Origin of the sequence: Granulosicoccus antarcticus IMCC3135, from assembly GCF_002215215.1 — a bacterium.
In the GTDB taxonomy this organism is placed as follows: Bacteria; Pseudomonadota; Gammaproteobacteria; order Granulosicoccales; family Granulosicoccaceae; genus Granulosicoccus; species Granulosicoccus antarcticus.
Genome location: NZ_CP018632.1, coordinates 333890 through 351227 on the forward strand (window position 1 = coordinate 333890; position 17338 = coordinate 351227).

Below are 17338 nucleotides of genomic sequence, written 5' to 3' on the forward strand. Positions count from 1 at the left end.
GGCATGCGAACGAGAAAAAGTGTGGGAATGGATAAATATGCACTGGCCGCTTTGCTAGTGGCGGGAACTTTGATTCTTGGCGGTTGCGGACAGCGTAGCGATCTTGCCACCAGCACAGATCAGACTGATTCCGGGACTGACACCGATACCGACACTGATGTCGATAGCGGCACCGATGAGCCGGATGTGGGGGCTGCCAATTCGGCTGAGCTGAACATGCGAGTGTTGAGTAACGTCAACAGCATCAATACGGGTGGTACTGATGTGGCCAACATCACCGCGCTGGTGACCGATGTCAACAATAATGCTCTGGCCGAGACCCAGGTGACGTTCAGTTCAACGGGCGGGGTGTTGCAGAACATCTCCAGTATTACTGACGAAAATGGCGAAGCGAGTGCGACGCTGAATCTGGCTCAGGATTTTCAGAACCAGGACATTGTGGTGACCGTATCTGCCAACAACTTCGATGCGGCAGTCACAGTGACAGCGCTGGGAAGTACATTGGAAGTCACTGGACCAGAGACGCTGGTGCTGGGTGACAAGGCCGAGCTGGTTTTGAGCCTGGTTGCCGGTAATGGTGAGCCAATCGCCAACCAGCCAATGAGCGTGACATCAGCGGTTAACAATACAATTGAGCCTGCGATAGCGGTGACAGATCCTGATGGTCGCGTCTCTATCCTGGTGGGTTCTGAAAACTCTGATGACACGATTCGCATCAGTGGCTTGAACGGTACGGTCAATGCCACCCATCAGTTTGAAGTGGCTGCTGACATTCTTAAATTTTCCGACGCAGCAATCGATTCAGAACTACCGGTGTCAACAATCAACTCCATTGCCGTCTCCTGGAGCAGTGAGGGTCTGCCAGTGGTTGGGAGAGAGCTGCGATTCTCGACAACTGCGGGTGAAATTGTGGGTGATAGCACTGTGTTGACGAATGCCGAGGGGCAGGCGACCGTCATGTTGCAATCCAGTAGCGCCGGACCAGCCAAGGTTACCGTTGAAGCGGCAGATGAAGGGCAGCCAAAAACCAGTGTTGATATCGAGTTCGTTGCGACTGTGCCAGGCATGGTTGCCATTGACGCGACTTCCACTCGTGTTCATACCCAAGAGGCCAGTACCATTGTGGCACTGGTTACCGACGTGAATGGTAATCCAGTCAAGAATCAGGTTGTAGACTTCACTAGCGCTGATCTGAAGGGAGGTCAGTTGAACCCCGCTTCTGCCAAGAGCAATAGTAGCGGTATTGCAAGTGTGGCTTTTACTGCAGGCAATAATGCAACTGAGGTTGATGATATACAGATTCAAGCTAAGGTGAAAGGTACTGAGCTGGTTGATATTCTTGATCTGACTGTTGTCAAGCGGGTGCTTAACGTCACGATCGGTACCTCCAATGAAATAAATATCAAGCCACTGGGTACTCAGTACGCGATGCCGTTTATCGTGCAAGTAGCTGACGGTAGTGGTACGCCGCTGGAAGACGCGACGGTGAAGCTCTCCATCCGGCCGATGACTTTCACCAAGGGCTATATGGTACTGGTCAATGAGGGTGGGTTCGAGTATGCAGCTGATATTGAAAACTGGTCTGCACACCACTGGGCAGTGGCAGATGCCCATATCATTTGTAGCACAGAGGATGGTAATGGCAATCGTATACTCGATACAGGTGAAGACCTGAACGGTAATGGCTCGCTTGATCCGCAGGATCCCGCAGCACTGGCCGCCATTGACAGTGATGAATACGCCACTATCAGCGGTGGAACACTCACGACTGACAAGAACGGTTCTGGCTATTTCGAAATGTTGTATCCAGCCAGTAACTCCCTTTGGAGCTATGTGCAAATCACGGCACGTGCCGAAGCACTGGGTGCTGAGGCCGATGACTTTTTCCGCACAATTCTGCCCTTGCCAGCCACTGAAATATCAGAGGAAAGTGAGAATCCGGCTAACCATTTCAGCCCATACGGGGTGGATCTGGATTGCAGCAACACCAATTGATACGGTGCTGGAAGAGCCGCAGGCTTGCTGCGGCTCGTAAACTTATTCACGAAACAGCCGACATAGTAGACAGCTGGCAACACTGCTGAATCTGCCAACGGGACAGAGCGGCGAACCGGAAGATACAGGTACTATGGTTTTCAAGAGCGATTCGAATCCAGCGGTGTCAAACGCTGACGAGAACAGTGTGATGATACTGGCCGCAGCTGCGAAGGTATCTCCGGTTGGTGAGCTCAACGACGCCAACCGGGAGGCCTTGTGCAAGACTGCAACTGTTGTGCATGTTCAACGCAACGATCAGATCAAGCCTGAGAATTCACACCGGTGGTTGATGTATCTGGTTGAAGGTTCTGTGCACCTGTATTCCGGCAAGGAGGAGATCGGCGTAATCAACGCAGGAACGCCTGAAGCCTTGAAGCCTTTGTTTCTGGATAAGGGGGCTCATCAGAGCGCACGAACCAACACAGTTGCCAGGATCGTGAAGTTTGGTCGAGAGCAGTTGAGTATATTGCTCAAGGAGCAACAGAAAAACGCTATTAACGTCATGGATGTGCAAGTCGGCGAGCTGGATAATCTGGTGTTCGACGATATTGTAGCGGCCATGGAAACGAACAAAATCACTCTGGCAAGTTCTGCCGAAGGGGCTGAAAAAATACTGGCATCCTATCGTACGGTTGCCGGCATTCCAGAGTTGGCCGAAGTCATTCAGAGTGATCCCGGTCTGGCTGTGCATATTGTGCGCGCCGCCAACAAGGTTGATTCAAGCAACAATGATTCAACCTCCAGCATACGAGGCGCAATCACTCGCCTGGGTGTGACAGAAACTCAACGAACCCTGATTGACCTTCTACAGAACAACACCATGGTGCCTGCCAGCGCGGTGATTGAAAAACGCCTGCGTCGATTTTTACAGCGCACACGGTTATCGGCAGCCATAGTGCAAGTGCTGTCGACCAAAGTCCCAGACCTGAAGCCGGAAGTGGCCACGATGGTTGCATTGGCATCAGATGTCGGTGAGCTATTGATTCTGACACATGCCAACCGTCATGCAGATCGTTTTACTGACGAGCAACAGCTTGTTGATGTCATCAAGAATTTGCGGGTTATTGTCAGTGCCTGGTTGATGTCACACTGGGATTTTCCAGAAGAATTCATTGATGCCTGTAATGTTGCACGTGACTGGTATCGTAATCACAATGGCGAGATAACTTACACGGATCTGGTGACGGCAGCTCTGCTGATCATTCAATCCGAGATGCCAGAGCCCATGCATAGTTCGATTCCCTCGGCCAATAATCTGCTGCTGGCCAGACGCCTGCAACAGGCAGGCATCGATCTGACTGCACCTGATGAAATCGTCAAGGCTGCGACCGGGCGCCTGCTCACCTTGCAGGAGCTACTCAAGGCGGCCTAGTCAGGCTGCTTGGATCGCAAGTAGTCCTGGGTCTTGTCGATGAGGTGTTTGCTCCCCTGTTTGCTGGTTGAGCAAGGGGCGCTATACTCGAAGAGAATATAGTCTTCGACAGGCATGATCATGGACATTACTCAGATTCGGCGTGATACCCCCGGTGTTGCCAATGTTATTCACCTGCTCGCCTCCGGCTCAGCCTTGATGCCGCGTTGTGTCAGCGAGGCGGTGGTGAGTCACATTGAGCTCGAATCGCTGCACGGCGGTTATGAGGCAGCAGAGATGCAAGCCGACTCCTTGAACTCTGTCTATGACAGTATTGCGCGCCTCATCGGTGCCACCGCCAAAGAGATTGCGCTGCTTGAGAATGCCACTGTTGCCTGGTGCCAGGCCTTCTATGCTTTGCCACTGCAGCGCGGACAGCGCATTCTGACCTGTGAAGCGGAATATGCGGCCAACTATGTGGCTTTCCTGCAACGGGCTCGTCGCGATGGCCTGATCATTGACGTGATTCCCAGTACCGCCTCCGGCGAGTTGGACCTGGATGCCTTGGCTTCAATGATGGATGAGAGCGTCGGGTTGATTGCCATCACTTGGGTGCCGACCAATGGAGGGCTGGTCAATCCAGCCGCTGAGGTTGGAAAAATTGCCAGACGTTACGATGTGCCGTATTTGCTGGATGCCTGTCAAGCCGTAGGACAGATGCCGGTGAATGTCGTGGAGATCGGTTGTGATTTTCTGTCGGCAACCGGGCGCAAGTTTTTGCGTGGTCCACGCGGTACCGGCTTTCTTTATGTCTGTGAATCCTGGATAGAGAAACTGGAGCCTGTTGTCATTGATCATTTTGCAGCGCCCTGGATTGCTACGGATCAATACGAACTTCGATCTGATGCGCGCCGCTTCGAGAACTGGGAAAATGCCTATGCGCTCAGAGCCGGCCTGGGAAAGGCAGCAGATTACGCCTTGTCGATAGGGCTCGAGGCTATACAGGCCCGAGTGGTTGGCTTGACAGCACAGTTGCGTGAGCAGCTACAAGGTTTGCCGGGTGCCAGGCTTCGTGATCTGGGTGCCAATCCCTGCGCTATTGCCAGCTTCAGTCTTGAGGCTCTGGAGCCTGGAGCCGTTGTTCGTACTTTGCGGTCGCGAGGTATCAATATCGGGGCGTCTGATCCATCCAGCACCCGTTTGGATGCCGAGCGTCGAGCACTACCCACACTGCTGCGGGTCGGCCCGCATTATTACAATACCGAAGATGAGATTGAGCAGCTCGTGGATGCTTTGAAGACCTTGATTCCTACGACAAATTGAATTCGATCCACTAGTAGTCCTCAGATGGGTACGGCTGTCGGAATTTGTCCTGCAAGTGTGCTGCCCGTCACCCTATCCTTTTTTTCAAAGCCATTTTCTATCTGTAATGCTGCGTTAGATTTGCTCCAGATGTTCAACACCTCACCGGGTGTTCAAGCAATTTTTGGTAATAACTGAACAGGAGAAAAATCATGATGAAGCGCATATTGGGTGCATCCATTCTTGGCCTGGCTCTGCTTGGTGGATCTGCAATGGCAGATGATGGCAAGTGGAACCAGATAGAAGGTAACTGGGACCAGATGAAGGGTAGCGTGCAGGAGAAGTGGGGCGATCTGACCAACGATGAAGTCGATCAACTCTCTGGTAATCGCGAACAGTTCGTCGGTATGATCAAAGAGAAATACGGTATCGCCCAGGAAGAGGCAGAAGAGCAGGTTAACGAGTGGGCTGATGCTCTTGGTATGGACTAAAGCTCGGTAAAAGCTTTGTCTGATGAGCAAGTTTTTTGACCGATAAGTTTTCTGATCGATAAGTTACTGAGGCCGGATATCTTCCGGCCTCATTCTGTTCTTGCCCAGTTTCATGACCAACCGCTGTCTTCTGTTGGCATACTGCGGAGAACCCTGTCCTTACAGTCGGTAAGCTTTTTTCACCAAGCCATAAGTCAGTTCGAAGGCCAGCTCAATGGCATCCTTCTCACGCAATCTGCCGGTTGTCACAAGCGTTGCCAAATAAGCGCAATCCACACGACGCGCGACATCATGTCGTGCCGGAATCGAGCAAAATGCTCGGGTGTCATCATTGAAGCCTGCCGTGTTGTAGAAACCACAAGTCTCAGTGGTGGTTTCGCGGAAACGGCGCATACCTTCATAGCTGTCGAAAAACCACCACGGCGGTCCCAGCTTCAAAGCGGGATAAACCCCTGCCAATGGTGCAAGCTCTCTGGAAAAGGCAGTTTCATCCAGAGTGAAGACAATAATCGTCAGGCTCTTCTCCATACCCACTGCATTCAGCAATGGTTGCAATGCATGCACGTACTCGGTGCGGGTAGGAATGTCAAAGCCCTTGTCACGACCGTGCGTTGCGGCAACGCCATGATTGTGACTGCGTGCAGAGCCTGGGTGGATCTGCATAATCAGTCCGTCGTCCAGACTCATGCGAGCCATTTCTGTGAGCATATGTCCGCGAAACGCGTCAGCCTCCTCGGCGCTGCATTGACCTGCCAGGGCTTTTTCAAACAACTTTGACGCTTGTTCTGGAGGAAAGTCTTCGGTACGAGCGCTGGCATGGCCATGATCGGTAGCCGTGGCACCCATGGTCTTGAAGAATTGACGGCGTAGGCGATGCGCTTGTAAGTAGCCGCTGAAGGTTTGTGTATCACAGCCGGTGAGACTGCCAAGCTGTGCCACGTTGTTGGCAAAATCGGCGAACTCCGGATCGACCACGGCATCGGGTCGGTAAGTTGTGATGATTCGCCCCTGCCAATCCGAGTCACCTAATTGCTTGTGCCACTTCAATTCATCGAGCGCACTTTCGGTGGTTGCCAGTGCTTCGATATTGAAGCGATCGAATAGCGCGCGCGGCAAAAAGTCGGGAGTGGCCAGGCTGTTTGTAATATGCGTGTAGTAATCATCGGCGGTCTCTGCGGACAGCTCTTCACGAATGCCAAAGACATGCTCGAAGGAATGATCAAGCCACAGCTGGGAGGGCGTGCCACGAAACAGATGATAGTTTTTTGCAAACAACGCCCAGATAGCTCGCGGGTCTTGCTCCACGGTCGTGCCGTCGGCACGCGGAACGCCGAGTGAGTCCAGCTCGATACCCTGGGAGACCAGCATGCGAAAGACATAGTGGTCAGGGACGACAAACAACTCGGCAGCGTTTGCAAACGGGGTGTTGTTGGCAAACCAGGCCGGCTCGGTATGGCCGTGAGGGCTGATGATAGGTAGATTGCTGATCGATGTATACAGGTCACGAGCAATCCCTCTGCTACGGTCATCCAGGGGCAGTAGTCGGTCAGTATCTAGCTGGGGCATGGCTGATAGATGGCACTGGGAGTGCAAGTGGCTGAAAGAACCATGACAATATCACGATGCCTGCTTACTGCTGTAGGCCAGGACTCGTCCCTGAGTCCAGAGCCGCCTATCAGGCCGAGGCTTTCAGCACGCCGCGTTGAATCTGATCTTCTTCGATGGATTCAAACAAGGCCTTGAAGTTACCCTCGCCAAACCCGTCATCGCCTTTGCGCTGAATGAATTCGAAAAAGATGGGCCCTATGACGGTTTTGGAAAAAATCTGTAACAGAATACGGGTTGTGCCGCCGTCGACAACACCTTCACCGTCGATCAGAATGCCGTGCTTTTTCATCAGCTCGATCGGCTCTTCGTGATCCGAGACTCGATCATGTGATTTGTCGTAATAGATCGAAGGGGGTCCCGGCATGAACTGCATGCCCTGGGCGGCAATACGATCAGTCGCCGCGTAGATGTCATCGGTGCCAACGGCGATATGTTGAATGCCTTCGCCTTTGTATTCCTTGATGTACTCTTCGATCTGACTGTTCTCATCAGCACTTTCATTGATGGGGATTCTGATCTTGCCGCAAGGCGAGGTCAGCGCACGGCTGGTCAGACCCGTCATTTTTCCCTTGATATCAAAGAATCGGATTTCACGAAAATTGAATACCGTTGCGTAGAACTGATACCAGGTATCCATATTGCCGCGCATGACGTTGTGCGTCAGATGATCAAGGTAGTAGAAACCAGCACCAGTAGGCTGTGGATCACGGGCGCCTAACCATTCGAATTCATTGTCATAAGGAGAGCGTCCCTGATCGTAGTCTTCGACCAGATACAGCAGGGAGCCACCGATGCCGATCACGGCAGGCACGTCCAGGGATTTGTCGTTGCCAGTATATTCAGTGGCACCGTAGTTCAGCGCACATTGCAGTGCATGCTGGGCATCGACGACACGCCATGCCATGGCAGGAGCACAGGGGCCGTGTTCTTCTACAAACCGTGAGGCATGACTGTCAGGTTCGCGGTTGAGAATGTAGTTCACTCGTCCCTGTCGGTACAGAGAAACGTTTTTGCTCTTGTGCCGAGCCACTTCGGTGTAACCCATCTGTATGAACAAGGCTTCAAGCTGTGCCGGATCATGATGAGCGAATTCGACAAATTCGAAACCATCGGTTCCTGCAATGTTGAGCTTGTCGATGGTGGCTTTGGGTGCATCGTGGGGATAAGGGCCCATGAGTGTCTCCTGTGTCCGCGGTAAGTTGATTGTTCAGGCATCAGTATGGGAATGCTGCGGACACGATGCAATAATCTTTAGAAATACGCGTATTTGATGCGTTAAAAGCTTTATTTTGAAAAAAATAGTTGAAATGCAGGTGGTTGATGCGATTTATGTGCGAGCAAAGCTACGGGAAATTCAAGCGGAATTCTCAAGCTTCTCGTAGGCTGCCAGCAAATCACTCACCAGTATCCCGTTGATGCTCATATCGGTCAGGTTGGCGTTGCTGATCTTCACGTTGGAAAAGTTGATGTTATCGAAAGTGGCATCTTGCAGGTTGATGTTATGAAACGTTGCTGCACCCAGATTCACATCATCAAATTTGGCGCGGGCCAGGTTGGTATCGTTGAAGGTAGCATCACTAAGCACTGCAAAAAAATGCGATTCAGCCATATTCACGCCATCAAAATTCGACATGGCCATATTGGCGCGCTGGTAGTGTTGTCTTTGTAACTGTGGGCCATTGAATGGGTCTGATTCGTTGCTCATGGCGTTCTGTTTCCTGCGAGTACAAGAGAGGTATGAGCAAACAGTCTAATGGATCGTGAAATACACACTATCCATTTCACGACCTCTAAGGGGTCGTGAAACAATAAACTATACTTTTCAGTCGCCCCTGCATCCTGCCCTTCTGCGTTGTTTGTCGGTTGAATAGCCCGCTATTCGCCCTCCTCACGCCTTGCCGGGCAGGCGCAGGACCAACCGAAAAGTATAGTTAATTATTTCACGACCCCTAAGTGAAACTGTCAAGATCACAAACCGCTCGCATCCATACCCGCTAGGCACCCCTGTCGTGGATCGCCAGAGTTCATCATCAACCCTTGACAGCCCCTGACGTCAAACCACTCACAAGCTGACGCTGGAAAAACACGATCAGTATGAACAAGGGCAAGACAGCTGAGACCGCTGCTGCCACGGCGTACATGATCTTGTCTTCGGACTGGGTGGTGCCCAGAAAGCTGGCAACCTTCGGAATGATTGTCTGGTTCTCCTGACTGAGCAGAATGGAGGTAACTGTGAAATCGTTGTAGGCCAGTAGAAAGCTGAAGAGGCCTGTTGTTATGATGCCGGGCCACATCAATGGCAGGACGGTATATCGGAATGCCTGAAACTGGGTGCAACCATCAATCATGGCACTGTCATCAATTTCTCTGGGAATAGTGAGAAAAAAAGAATGTAGCATCCAGAGTGTAAATGGTTGGTTGATGGCCACCAGTACGATAATGGTGGTGGGTAGATAACCCCAGATATTCAATTCGAAAAATGGCAGCAAATAGCCTGATACCAATGTCACGTGCGGCATGGCTCGGAACACCAGAGCCGCTATCAGTAGCCAGAAGGCATAACGAAATCCGGAGCGTGCCAGCGCATAGGCGCCCAGTGTGCCAATCAATAGTGATAATACAACTACTGATACAGTAACAATCAGCGTGTTGATAGCCGCTTTCCAGAAACCTTGCTCAATCCAGGCGCCCTGGTAAGCCTCAGAGGTAAAGGCATCACCGGTGCGCTCAATTGTATTCGGGCCCAGCAGTGCACTCATCCAGTCGGTACGTGACAGAAAGTCGGCTTCAACCTTGAATGAGCCCCAGAGTGTCCAGAGAAAGGGGAGTGCGGCGAGCATGATCCATAGCAGTACGACGCCTGCCGCCAGGATCTTGAAAAATAGTGAATACGCGCGACTGCCAATTATCATGATGCGATTCGCTGCTTCAGCTCTTGTGGTGAAAGCCGCGCCAGGTGCGTAGCACCATTGGCATCAGCAGTACGATCACGCCCAGTATTGTCAGCATTGAGGTGGCTGCGGCCGAACCAAACAGCGGTGTGTCATTGCTACGCAAGTCGTTGTAGATCAAGTAGCTCAGAGAGGAGGCATTTGCCTGGGCACTCAAACCGACAATGGGTTCAAACACACGAAAGTTATCCATCAGCTGCATCAAGGCGACGAAGATGGCGACAGGGGCCAGATGGGGCAAGACAACATAGCGAATGCGCTGCCAGCGATTCGTGCCATCGACATGAGCTGACTCGATAATGTTCCTGGGTACGGTTTGCAGGCCGGCGTAGAAGATGATGAAACTCAGAGGCGTTGAATGCCACACCCCATAGATCATCAAGGTCAGCCAGGTCAATGCGGGCGAGGCTTTCAACGACAGGGTCGGATCATTGAACAGCAGTTGCAGATTGGCGCCGATGAGGCCACGGGAATCGATCATCCAGAACAGGATCATGGCACCGATTAACGGTGTCACGATCATGGGCAGCAGTGAAAAGAAGATCACCGGTCCCTTGAGCAAAGCGGGCAGGGTATTGACCGCCAGGGCGATGATGAAGCCTGCCAGAATTACCAATGGCGTGACGATGAGGGTATAGCTCAGAGTAAAGCTCAAGGCCTTGTAGAAAGGCAAATTGAGTATCTGGCTGAATGCCGCACCCAGACTCGTGCGCTCTTGCCAGATGGACTGTACCTCGTCAACAGCCAGGTGCGTGGCATTGGTGTAGGTGCCCAGGCCATTGTATTGGCCCATGGGTTTGGCCTGCTCCAGAATGGCCATGGACTGCGTGTCCACATGCATTTCCTGTTTGCAGCCAAAGGGGCCGCAGCTCTCCACCGGAATCATGACTTGTTCATGTTCAACGAACAAGGACTGATAGGCTACCGAGAGAACCGGCACGGCGATGAACAGCAGCATGATCAGAGCCGAGGGCAGTATGAAAAGCAGAAATTGCCGGTGTCTCATGATCAGAGGCAAAAGCTCTTATTTGAGAAAACCACCTTCTTTGGCAGTCGTTGTATAGGCTTGTGTCGCATCTGCGAGTGCCTGTTCAGCGCTTTCCTTGCCTTGCAGAAATTCGCTCAGATTGTCTGATAGCGCTGTATGCAGAAGACCTAAATAGGGCAGCATCGGAAAAGACTCTGCACCGGCTTTGACAGTCTCGAACGCGCCCGCTGCCGCTGGTGTGGGTTGGTAGCCATCTATCAGCCAGACCGCCTCTTCAGCGTGTTCTTCAAGCAGTTCGGGTGATATGGCGTGCATCATGGCGATGAAGGATGCCTCAGCATCCTCTTCAGATGTGTTTTTGGCGATCGTAAAGCCGACCCACCACAGATAGCTGGCAGGCATCTCGCCCCCATTAACGGTCGGTGCAGCCGCAAACACAGAGTTGGCTGCAACGATGGGTAGCGATGTGCCTTCCGGGTCCAGGACGGCGCTGGTGCGCGAGTTCCAGCCGTTGTAAATGGCTACTTCCCCAGCCGCCCACAGGCGAGCCACTTCATTGGTGTTGAAGGTAGCAAAGTCCGGGTTCATGTATTCACTGAGTGCCTTGAGCATGTTCAGTGTCTCGATCGCAGCGTTGCCTTCGATGCTGGACTCTGCCGAATCAGGTTTGAACAGTTCACCGCCAAAGCCTGCGTACATGTTGAGAAATTCGGTACCCAGATCCCAGCCGGGTTTCAGATTCAACGCCAGCGGATACTCCATGATGCCTTGCTCGCGCAGTGCTTTGGCGGCTGTCAGAATTTCTTCGTAGGTGGTGGGTGGCTGCAGGCCTGCCTTGTCCAGCAGATCCTTGCGAAACCACAGATGTTGAGTATTGACCAGGAAGGCTATTGCCTTCACCTGGCCATCGATACGTACCAGCTGGTTGTCCTGCAGTTTCTGCCCGAATCGGACAATCAGGTCGTCCAGAGGACGTACCAGATCATCGTTGAGTAATGGCGGCAGAGAGTTGTTCGGTACCAGAGCCACTGTGTAGGTGGAGGGGTTGGCGCTGAGAGCGGGCACCTGAATGTTCTTGTGCTCAGCTGTCTGGTTCTTGCTGACGTCCACGGTGTCGCTGGCGCATTCCTGAGCGCGATTGGCAACCGTATGCATGGCTGTAAAATCGTCCGACAGCAGGCTGACTGAGCCTGAGCTGATGTCGCAGTCAGCTTGCGCGAAACCGATCGACGTCATCAGAGCCACCGTTACGGCGAGTAAGTTCAACTTTGCTTTCATGGTGGTTCAGAGGGTTATGAGGTGGGGTCAGAAGTCAGGAGGCTGGGCGGTCAATACGTCGCAAGGGCTTGGGAATGGAGAAAGTGATGGTTTCCTTGATTCCTTCGTATTCAATGGCTGTCTGGCCACCTTCTTGACGCAGTCGTTCGAGCACTTCATTGACCAGTATTTCGGGAGCAGAGGCACCGGCGGTAACACCGACAGCTTGCTTGCCGACCAGCCAGGCGCTGTCAATATCGATGGCGCGCGTAATCAGGCGTGATTCCACACCAGCACGCTCGCCCAGCTCTGCGAGTCTGTTGGAGTTGGAGCTGTTGCTGGCGCCCACAACCAATAACAGGTCGACCTCTTCACACAACTTTTTCACCGCATCCTGGCGGTTTTGTGTGGCGTAGCAGATGTCATCCCGATTTGGTGCAGCAATACTGGGAAAACGCTGACGCAGCACATCGATGATCTCTTGAGTGTCGTCCACCGACAGGGTTGTCTGGGATACAAAGGCAAGATCTTCCGGATTCTTGATTTCCAGCGTTGCTACATCAGCTGGTTTTTCCACCAGAATGATGCGGCCACCGTTTTTGGTGTCATAGCGACCCATGGTGCCTTCAACCTCGGGGTGTCCGGCATGGCCGATCAGGATCACCTCTTTGCCTTGTCTGGCGTACTTGACAACTTCCAGATGGACCTTGGTCACCAATGGGCAGGTTGCATCGAACACCTGCAGGCCACGCCCTTGGGCGGTGCTTTCGACCTCGTGTGAGACGCCATGCGCACTGAAAATGACAGTGGCATCGTCTGGCACTTCGTCCAGTTCTTCGACGAAGACAGCGCCTTTGTCGCGCAGTCCGTCGACGACGTACTTGTTATGGACTACTTCATGACGGACGTAGATGGGGGCGCCATGTATTTCGATGGCGCGTTCAACGATTTCAATCGCTCTGTCAACACCTGCGCAGAAGCCGCGAGGATTGGCGAGTAGAATTTTCATATTTCAGGATGCCGGTTTATCGGTGTCTGCAGACTCAGTCGCTGGTCCATCTTTCTGGAATAGCGTCAGACCCAATAGCAAAACCGTGCCGCAGCTGATAGCGGCATCGGCGATATTGAAGGAGGGGAAATAGCTGGTCTGCCAGTACACCTGGATGAAATCCACGACATACCCATGCCAGGCACGATCGATCAGGTTGCCGATAGCGCCTCCCAGGATTAGTGAAATAGCAAGACTCAGCCAGCGCTCGGCACGTTGCATGCGATACAGCCACACACACAATACAATGCTGACAACCAGGCTGACAATTGTGAAAAACCAGCGCTGCCAGCCGCCTTCATTGTCAAGAAAGCTGAAGGCAGCTCCGTAGTTGTAAGCCTTGGTAATGTTGAAAAACCCGGTAACAGGAATCTGTTCGTACATCGCCAACGTCGAATCGGCCCAGATCTTGGTGATCTGGTCCAGTACGGCTATGATGGCAACCAGGCCAAAGCGTAAAAAATGGGACATGGTCAGGCAATGGCTCGCTTTTCGCCGGCACCATGCACATTGCTGATGCAGCGTGAACAGACTTCCGGATGTTCCGCGTCAGAACCGACATCATCTCGCACATGCCAGCAACGCACGCATTTCTCGCCAGTGGCCTTGGCAGTGCTGATGGCATATTCAGAGCCGTTCGCGACTTGTATTTCCAGATTCTCTGGCTTCTGCTCCAGTGGGGCAACCTGGGCTGTGGATGTAATGAAGACAAAGCGCAGCTCATCACCCAGCTTGTCCAGTGTCTGGACCAGCTCTGCAGAGGCATAGAGCGTCACGCTGGCTTCCAATGCGCCGCCAATCTCACCGGCACTACGCAGGGTTTCGAGTGATTTGGAAACAGTATCTCGAATCTGCGACAGAGCCTGCCAGTCTTCGGCGCTGACTGCTGTGCTATCACCCAGTGGGTAGAGCGTGTCCAGATAGGTCTCAGTGAAGATGGTTGGCGCCCGTGATGCCTTGTCAGTCTCTGAATGCTGGCGCAGATGCTGCCAGATTTCATCGGCCGTGAAGCTCAGAACAGGCGCTATCCAGCGCACCAGGGCATCCGTGATCATATACATCGCAGTCTGGGCTGAACGACGGCCGCGGCTATCGGTTGCCATGGTGTACTGGCGATCCTTGATGATGTCCAGGTAGAAGCTGGACATATCGATCGAGCAGAAATGATGAATGGTCTGATAAACCGTATGGAACTGGTATGACTCGTAGGCTTCCTGGATCGTGCTCTGGGTACGAAGTGCACAGTCAACTGCCCAGCGATCCAGCTCCAGCATGTCCTCAGGTGCAACGGTATGCAGCTTTGGATCAAAGTCGTTGATGGCGCTGAGCAGGTAGCGGGCCGTGTTGCGAATACGTCGATAGGCGTCGGAGGTGCGATCGAGTATCTCGTTGGAGACGGTCATCTCGCCCCGATAATCAGTCGAGCAGACCCACAGACGGACGATATCCGCACCCAGGGTTTTCAGCAGTTTCTGTGGCGCGATGATATTGCCGAGCGACTTGGACATCTTGCGTCCCTGTTGATCGACAGTGAATCCATGTGTCAGTACCTGGCGATAAGGCGCCTGGCGATTGATCGCAACACTGGTCAGGATGGATGAATGAAACCAGCCACGATGTTGATCTGAGCCTTCCAGGTAGAGATCTGCGGGGTAGCTCAGTTGCTCGTTTTGCTGGAGTACATGCATCCAGGAGGTGCCTGAGTCGAACCAGACATCCAGAACATCCGTAACCTTGTCATACAGTGCGGCATCATCGCCCAGCAGATCCACAGGTTCCAGATCGAACCAGGCCTGAATGCCTTGCTCGGCAATACGCAGGGCGACCTTTTCCAGCAATGATGATGTATCCGGATGCAGCTCGCCCGTTTCCTTGTTCAGGAACAAGGTGATGGGAACACCCCAGTAGCGCTGTCGCGAGATACACCAATCAGGACGGCCGGCGATCATGCCGCGAATGCGTGACTGGCCCCAGTCGGGAATCCACTCAACCTTGTCGATCTCGCTCAGCGTGTCCTGTCGCAGTCCTTCAGTCTCCATGCCGATGAACCACTGAGGTGTGGCGCGGTAGATGATGGGAGTCTTGGTGCGCCAGCAATAGGGATAGCTGTGCTGATATTTCTCGTGCTTGATCAGGCGGTCGCGGCTTTCCAGCTCTTCTATCATGTGCGCGTCTACCTTCATGACGTGCTCACCGGCGAAGAGTTCGACGTGCTCACGAAAGAGGCCGTGATCGTTGACGTAGTCCAGCAGACCAATGCCATGGCTCTTGGCGGCATAGAAATCGTCGACACCGTGATCAGGTGCTGTATGCACTGCGCCGGTGCCCGCATCGGTGGTGACATAGTCGCCCATGATCAACAGACTGTCCCGCTCATAGAGAGGGTGTTTGAATAGTTGACCGTCAAGCTCGGCGCCCAGGGCGGTGCCCACAATGGTCGCATCGCTGAAGCCGTAACGTGTCATGACTTCATCGACCAGAGCTTCTGCCATGATCAGTCGCTCGCCATTGACGGCAACCAGTGCGTATTGCAGCTCGGGATGCAGCGTGATGGCCAGATTGCCTGGAATGGTCCAGGGGGTGGTTGTCCAGATAACGATATTGACGGCACTGCCATCATCCTCAGTCTTGAACAGCGATAGGACAGCGGCCTTGTCGCGTGGTGCAAAACGGACATCTATAGCGGTGGAAGTCTTGTTTTCGTACTCGATCTCAGCCTCGGCTACGGCGGAATGAGCACCCCAGCTCCAATAAACCGGTTTGGTGCCCTTGTAGACATGACCCGCTTCGATGATCTTGCCCAGTGCGCGCACGATATTGGCTTCGTTGTCGAAGTTCATGGTCAGGTAAGGTGCCTGCCAATCGCCAATGATGCCAAGGCGCTGAAATTCAGTGCTCTGGTTGGCGATCTGCTCGTGGGCATATTCGCGGCACTTGGCGCGGAACTCGCCTTCGGTGACCTTGACTCCCGGTTTGCCGATCAGTCCTTCTACCTTGTTCTCGATGGGCAGTCCGTGGCAATCCCAGCCAGGCACGTAAGGGGCGTCAAAGCCTGCCAGCTGCCGAGATTTGACAATCATGTCCTTGAGGACCTTGTTCACCACATGGCCGATGTGAATATCGCCATTGGCGTAAGGAGGGCCGTCATGCAGAATGAACTTGGGCCGGCCCGCGGATTGCTCGCGAATGTGCTGATACAGCTCCATCTGGTTCCAGCCAGCCAGCATCTGCGGCTCGCGGTTGGCCAGATTTCCGCGCATTGGGAAATCTGTCTTGGGCAGGTTCAGTGTCTGTTTGTAATCGGTCACGTTTGTCTTGCTTCGTCAGTCGAACAAAGTGGGTCAGTGTATGTCATCTGGTCTTTCATCAGTTCGCGCGCAGCGTCTGCATCGCGGGCGATCTGCATCTTTAATTCATCCAAAGAGGCAAATCGCTGTTCATGACGTAACTGGGCAATGAAATCTACTGCCAGATGATGACCGTACAGATCGGCCTCTGCATCCAGCAGGTGTACTTCCAGAAGTAGCTTGCGTCCCCCAACCGTGGGGCGTTCGCCCAGATTGGCAACCGCTGCGTGGCGCGTTCCGCGTTCCAGGTCACAGGCCCAGACGGCAAATACGCCACGTAACGCCGGTCGCAGTACTCCCAGGGCAACATTAGCGGTTGGAAACCCCAGCTGTCGCCCGACTTTTTCTCCGTGTATCACGCGCCCACTGATGCGATAGGGGCGGCCCAGCAGGCTTGTTGCCGCGGCCAGCTCTCCCTTGCTCAGATGCTCGCGCACACGCGTACTGGAAATGCGGTGCTCGTCCTGCAGGCAGGTATGGCTCCGCTGGAGCGTGAATCCATGGGTTTTGGCTGCCGACGTCAGCATCTGGAAGTTACCACGACGTTTATGGCCGAAACAGAAGTCGTCGCCAATGATCAGATGTCGCGTCTGTAGTTGTTCAATGAGCACATCGCTGATGAAATCTTCGGCGGACTGTTCTGCAAAGTGGGAGTCAAAATCCAGCAATACCAACCGATCAACACCACTGGCTTCAATACTGCGAACCCTGTCACGCAAGCCTTGCAGGCGAGAGGGTGCCGATTGAGGCATGAAATATTCCTGCGGTAACGGTTCAAAGCTGATGACCGTGGCAGGCAATTGATGAGTATCTGCTGCGCTCCTCAGCGAGGCGAGCATGGATTGATGGCCAAGGTGCACGCCATCGAAATTGCCGATGGTCACGACAGACTCGGTGTTATCCGGCCAACGATTGAGGCCACGAATCAGTTGCATGGGGCGAACGTCTTGACAGGGAG

The 17338-nt window shown here is 53.3% G+C and carries 14 protein-coding genes; 4 read left to right on the top strand and 10 right to left on the bottom strand.

The genetic code is table 11. The annotated features are described in order from the left end of the window. The first annotated feature begins 3 nt into the window (after positions 1–3). From IMCC3135_RS01550 to IMCC3135_RS01565, 4 genes are all read left to right on the top strand, one after another. Positions 4–1995 carry an Ig-like domain-containing protein gene (locus IMCC3135_RS01550; protein WP_157735700.1) on the top strand — a complete coding sequence of 664 codons (1992 nt, stop codon included), beginning with the start codon at positions 4–6 and terminating at the stop codon, positions 1993–1995. 133 nt (positions 1996–2128) lie between these two features. Beyond that, complete coding sequence (locus tag IMCC3135_RS01555) at positions 2129–3409, top strand: HDOD domain-containing protein (RefSeq protein ID WP_088915983.1); 1281 nt, start codon at positions 2129–2131, stop codon at positions 3407–3409. A 120-nt stretch (positions 3410–3529) separates the two neighbouring features. Further along, entirely contained in the window at positions 3530–4711 is a 1182-nt protein-coding gene (locus IMCC3135_RS01560) for an aminotransferase class V-fold PLP-dependent enzyme (RefSeq protein WP_205737861.1), read from the top strand. A gap of 191 nt (positions 4712–4902) precedes the next feature. Beyond that, on the top strand, positions 4903–5181 hold the full coding sequence (locus tag IMCC3135_RS01565; protein ID WP_236994725.1) for a CsbD family protein: 279 nt from the start codon (positions 4903–4905) through the stop codon (positions 5179–5181). 159 nt (positions 5182–5340) lie between these two features. Here IMCC3135_RS01565 and uxaC read toward each other — a convergent pair whose 3' ends face one another. From uxaC to ribF, 10 genes are all read right to left on the bottom strand, one after another. After that, entirely contained in the window at positions 5341–6747 is a 1407-nt protein-coding gene (uxaC, locus tag IMCC3135_RS01570; protein ID WP_088915985.1) for a glucuronate isomerase, read from the bottom strand. A gap of 109 nt (positions 6748–6856) precedes the next feature. Further along, positions 6857–7963, bottom strand: a complete 1107-nt coding sequence (gene hppD / locus IMCC3135_RS01575; protein WP_088915986.1) for a 4-hydroxyphenylpyruvate dioxygenase — start codon at positions 7961–7963, stop codon at positions 6857–6859. 180 nt (positions 7964–8143) lie between these two features. After that, positions 8144–8494, bottom strand: coding sequence for a pentapeptide repeat-containing protein (locus tag IMCC3135_RS01580; protein WP_088915987.1), 351 nt, complete (start codon positions 8492–8494; stop codon positions 8144–8146). Positions 8495–8819: 325 nt separating this feature from the next. Then, on the bottom strand, positions 8820–9701 hold the full coding sequence (locus IMCC3135_RS01585) for a carbohydrate ABC transporter permease (protein WP_088915988.1): 882 nt from the start codon (positions 9699–9701) through the stop codon (positions 8820–8822). Positions 9702–9717: 16 nt separating this feature from the next. Next, the gene (locus IMCC3135_RS01590; RefSeq protein ID WP_088915989.1) at positions 9718–10746 is read right to left on the bottom strand and encodes a carbohydrate ABC transporter permease; all 1029 of its coding nucleotides are present in this window, start codon (positions 10744–10746) and stop codon (positions 9718–9720) included. An 18-nt stretch (positions 10747–10764) separates the two neighbouring features. Continuing rightward, positions 10765–12006 (bottom strand): ABC transporter substrate-binding protein, encoded by a 1242-nt coding sequence (locus IMCC3135_RS01595; protein WP_088915990.1) that lies wholly within the window; start codon positions 12004–12006, stop codon positions 10765–10767. Between the two features lie 34 nt (positions 12007–12040). Next, positions 12041–12994, bottom strand: a complete 954-nt coding sequence (ispH, locus tag IMCC3135_RS01600; protein ID WP_088915991.1) for a 4-hydroxy-3-methylbut-2-enyl diphosphate reductase — start codon at positions 12992–12994, stop codon at positions 12041–12043. A 3-nt stretch (positions 12995–12997) separates the two neighbouring features. Then, positions 12998–13504 carry a signal peptidase II gene (gene lspA / locus IMCC3135_RS01605; protein WP_088915992.1) on the bottom strand — a complete coding sequence of 169 codons (507 nt, stop codon included), beginning with the start codon at positions 13502–13504 and terminating at the stop codon, positions 12998–13000. A 2-nt stretch (positions 13505–13506) separates the two neighbouring features. Continuing rightward, positions 13507–16341: an isoleucine--tRNA ligase gene (ileS, locus tag IMCC3135_RS01610; protein WP_088915993.1), complete on the bottom strand. Its 2835-nt coding sequence runs from the start codon at positions 16339–16341 to the stop codon at positions 13507–13509. Next, positions 16338–17315, bottom strand: coding sequence for a bifunctional riboflavin kinase/FAD synthetase (gene ribF, locus IMCC3135_RS01615; protein ID WP_088915994.1), 978 nt, complete (start codon positions 17313–17315; stop codon positions 16338–16340). Before ribF ends, ileS begins: the two co-directional genes overlap by 4 nt. Positions 17316–17338 lie beyond the last annotated feature (23 nt).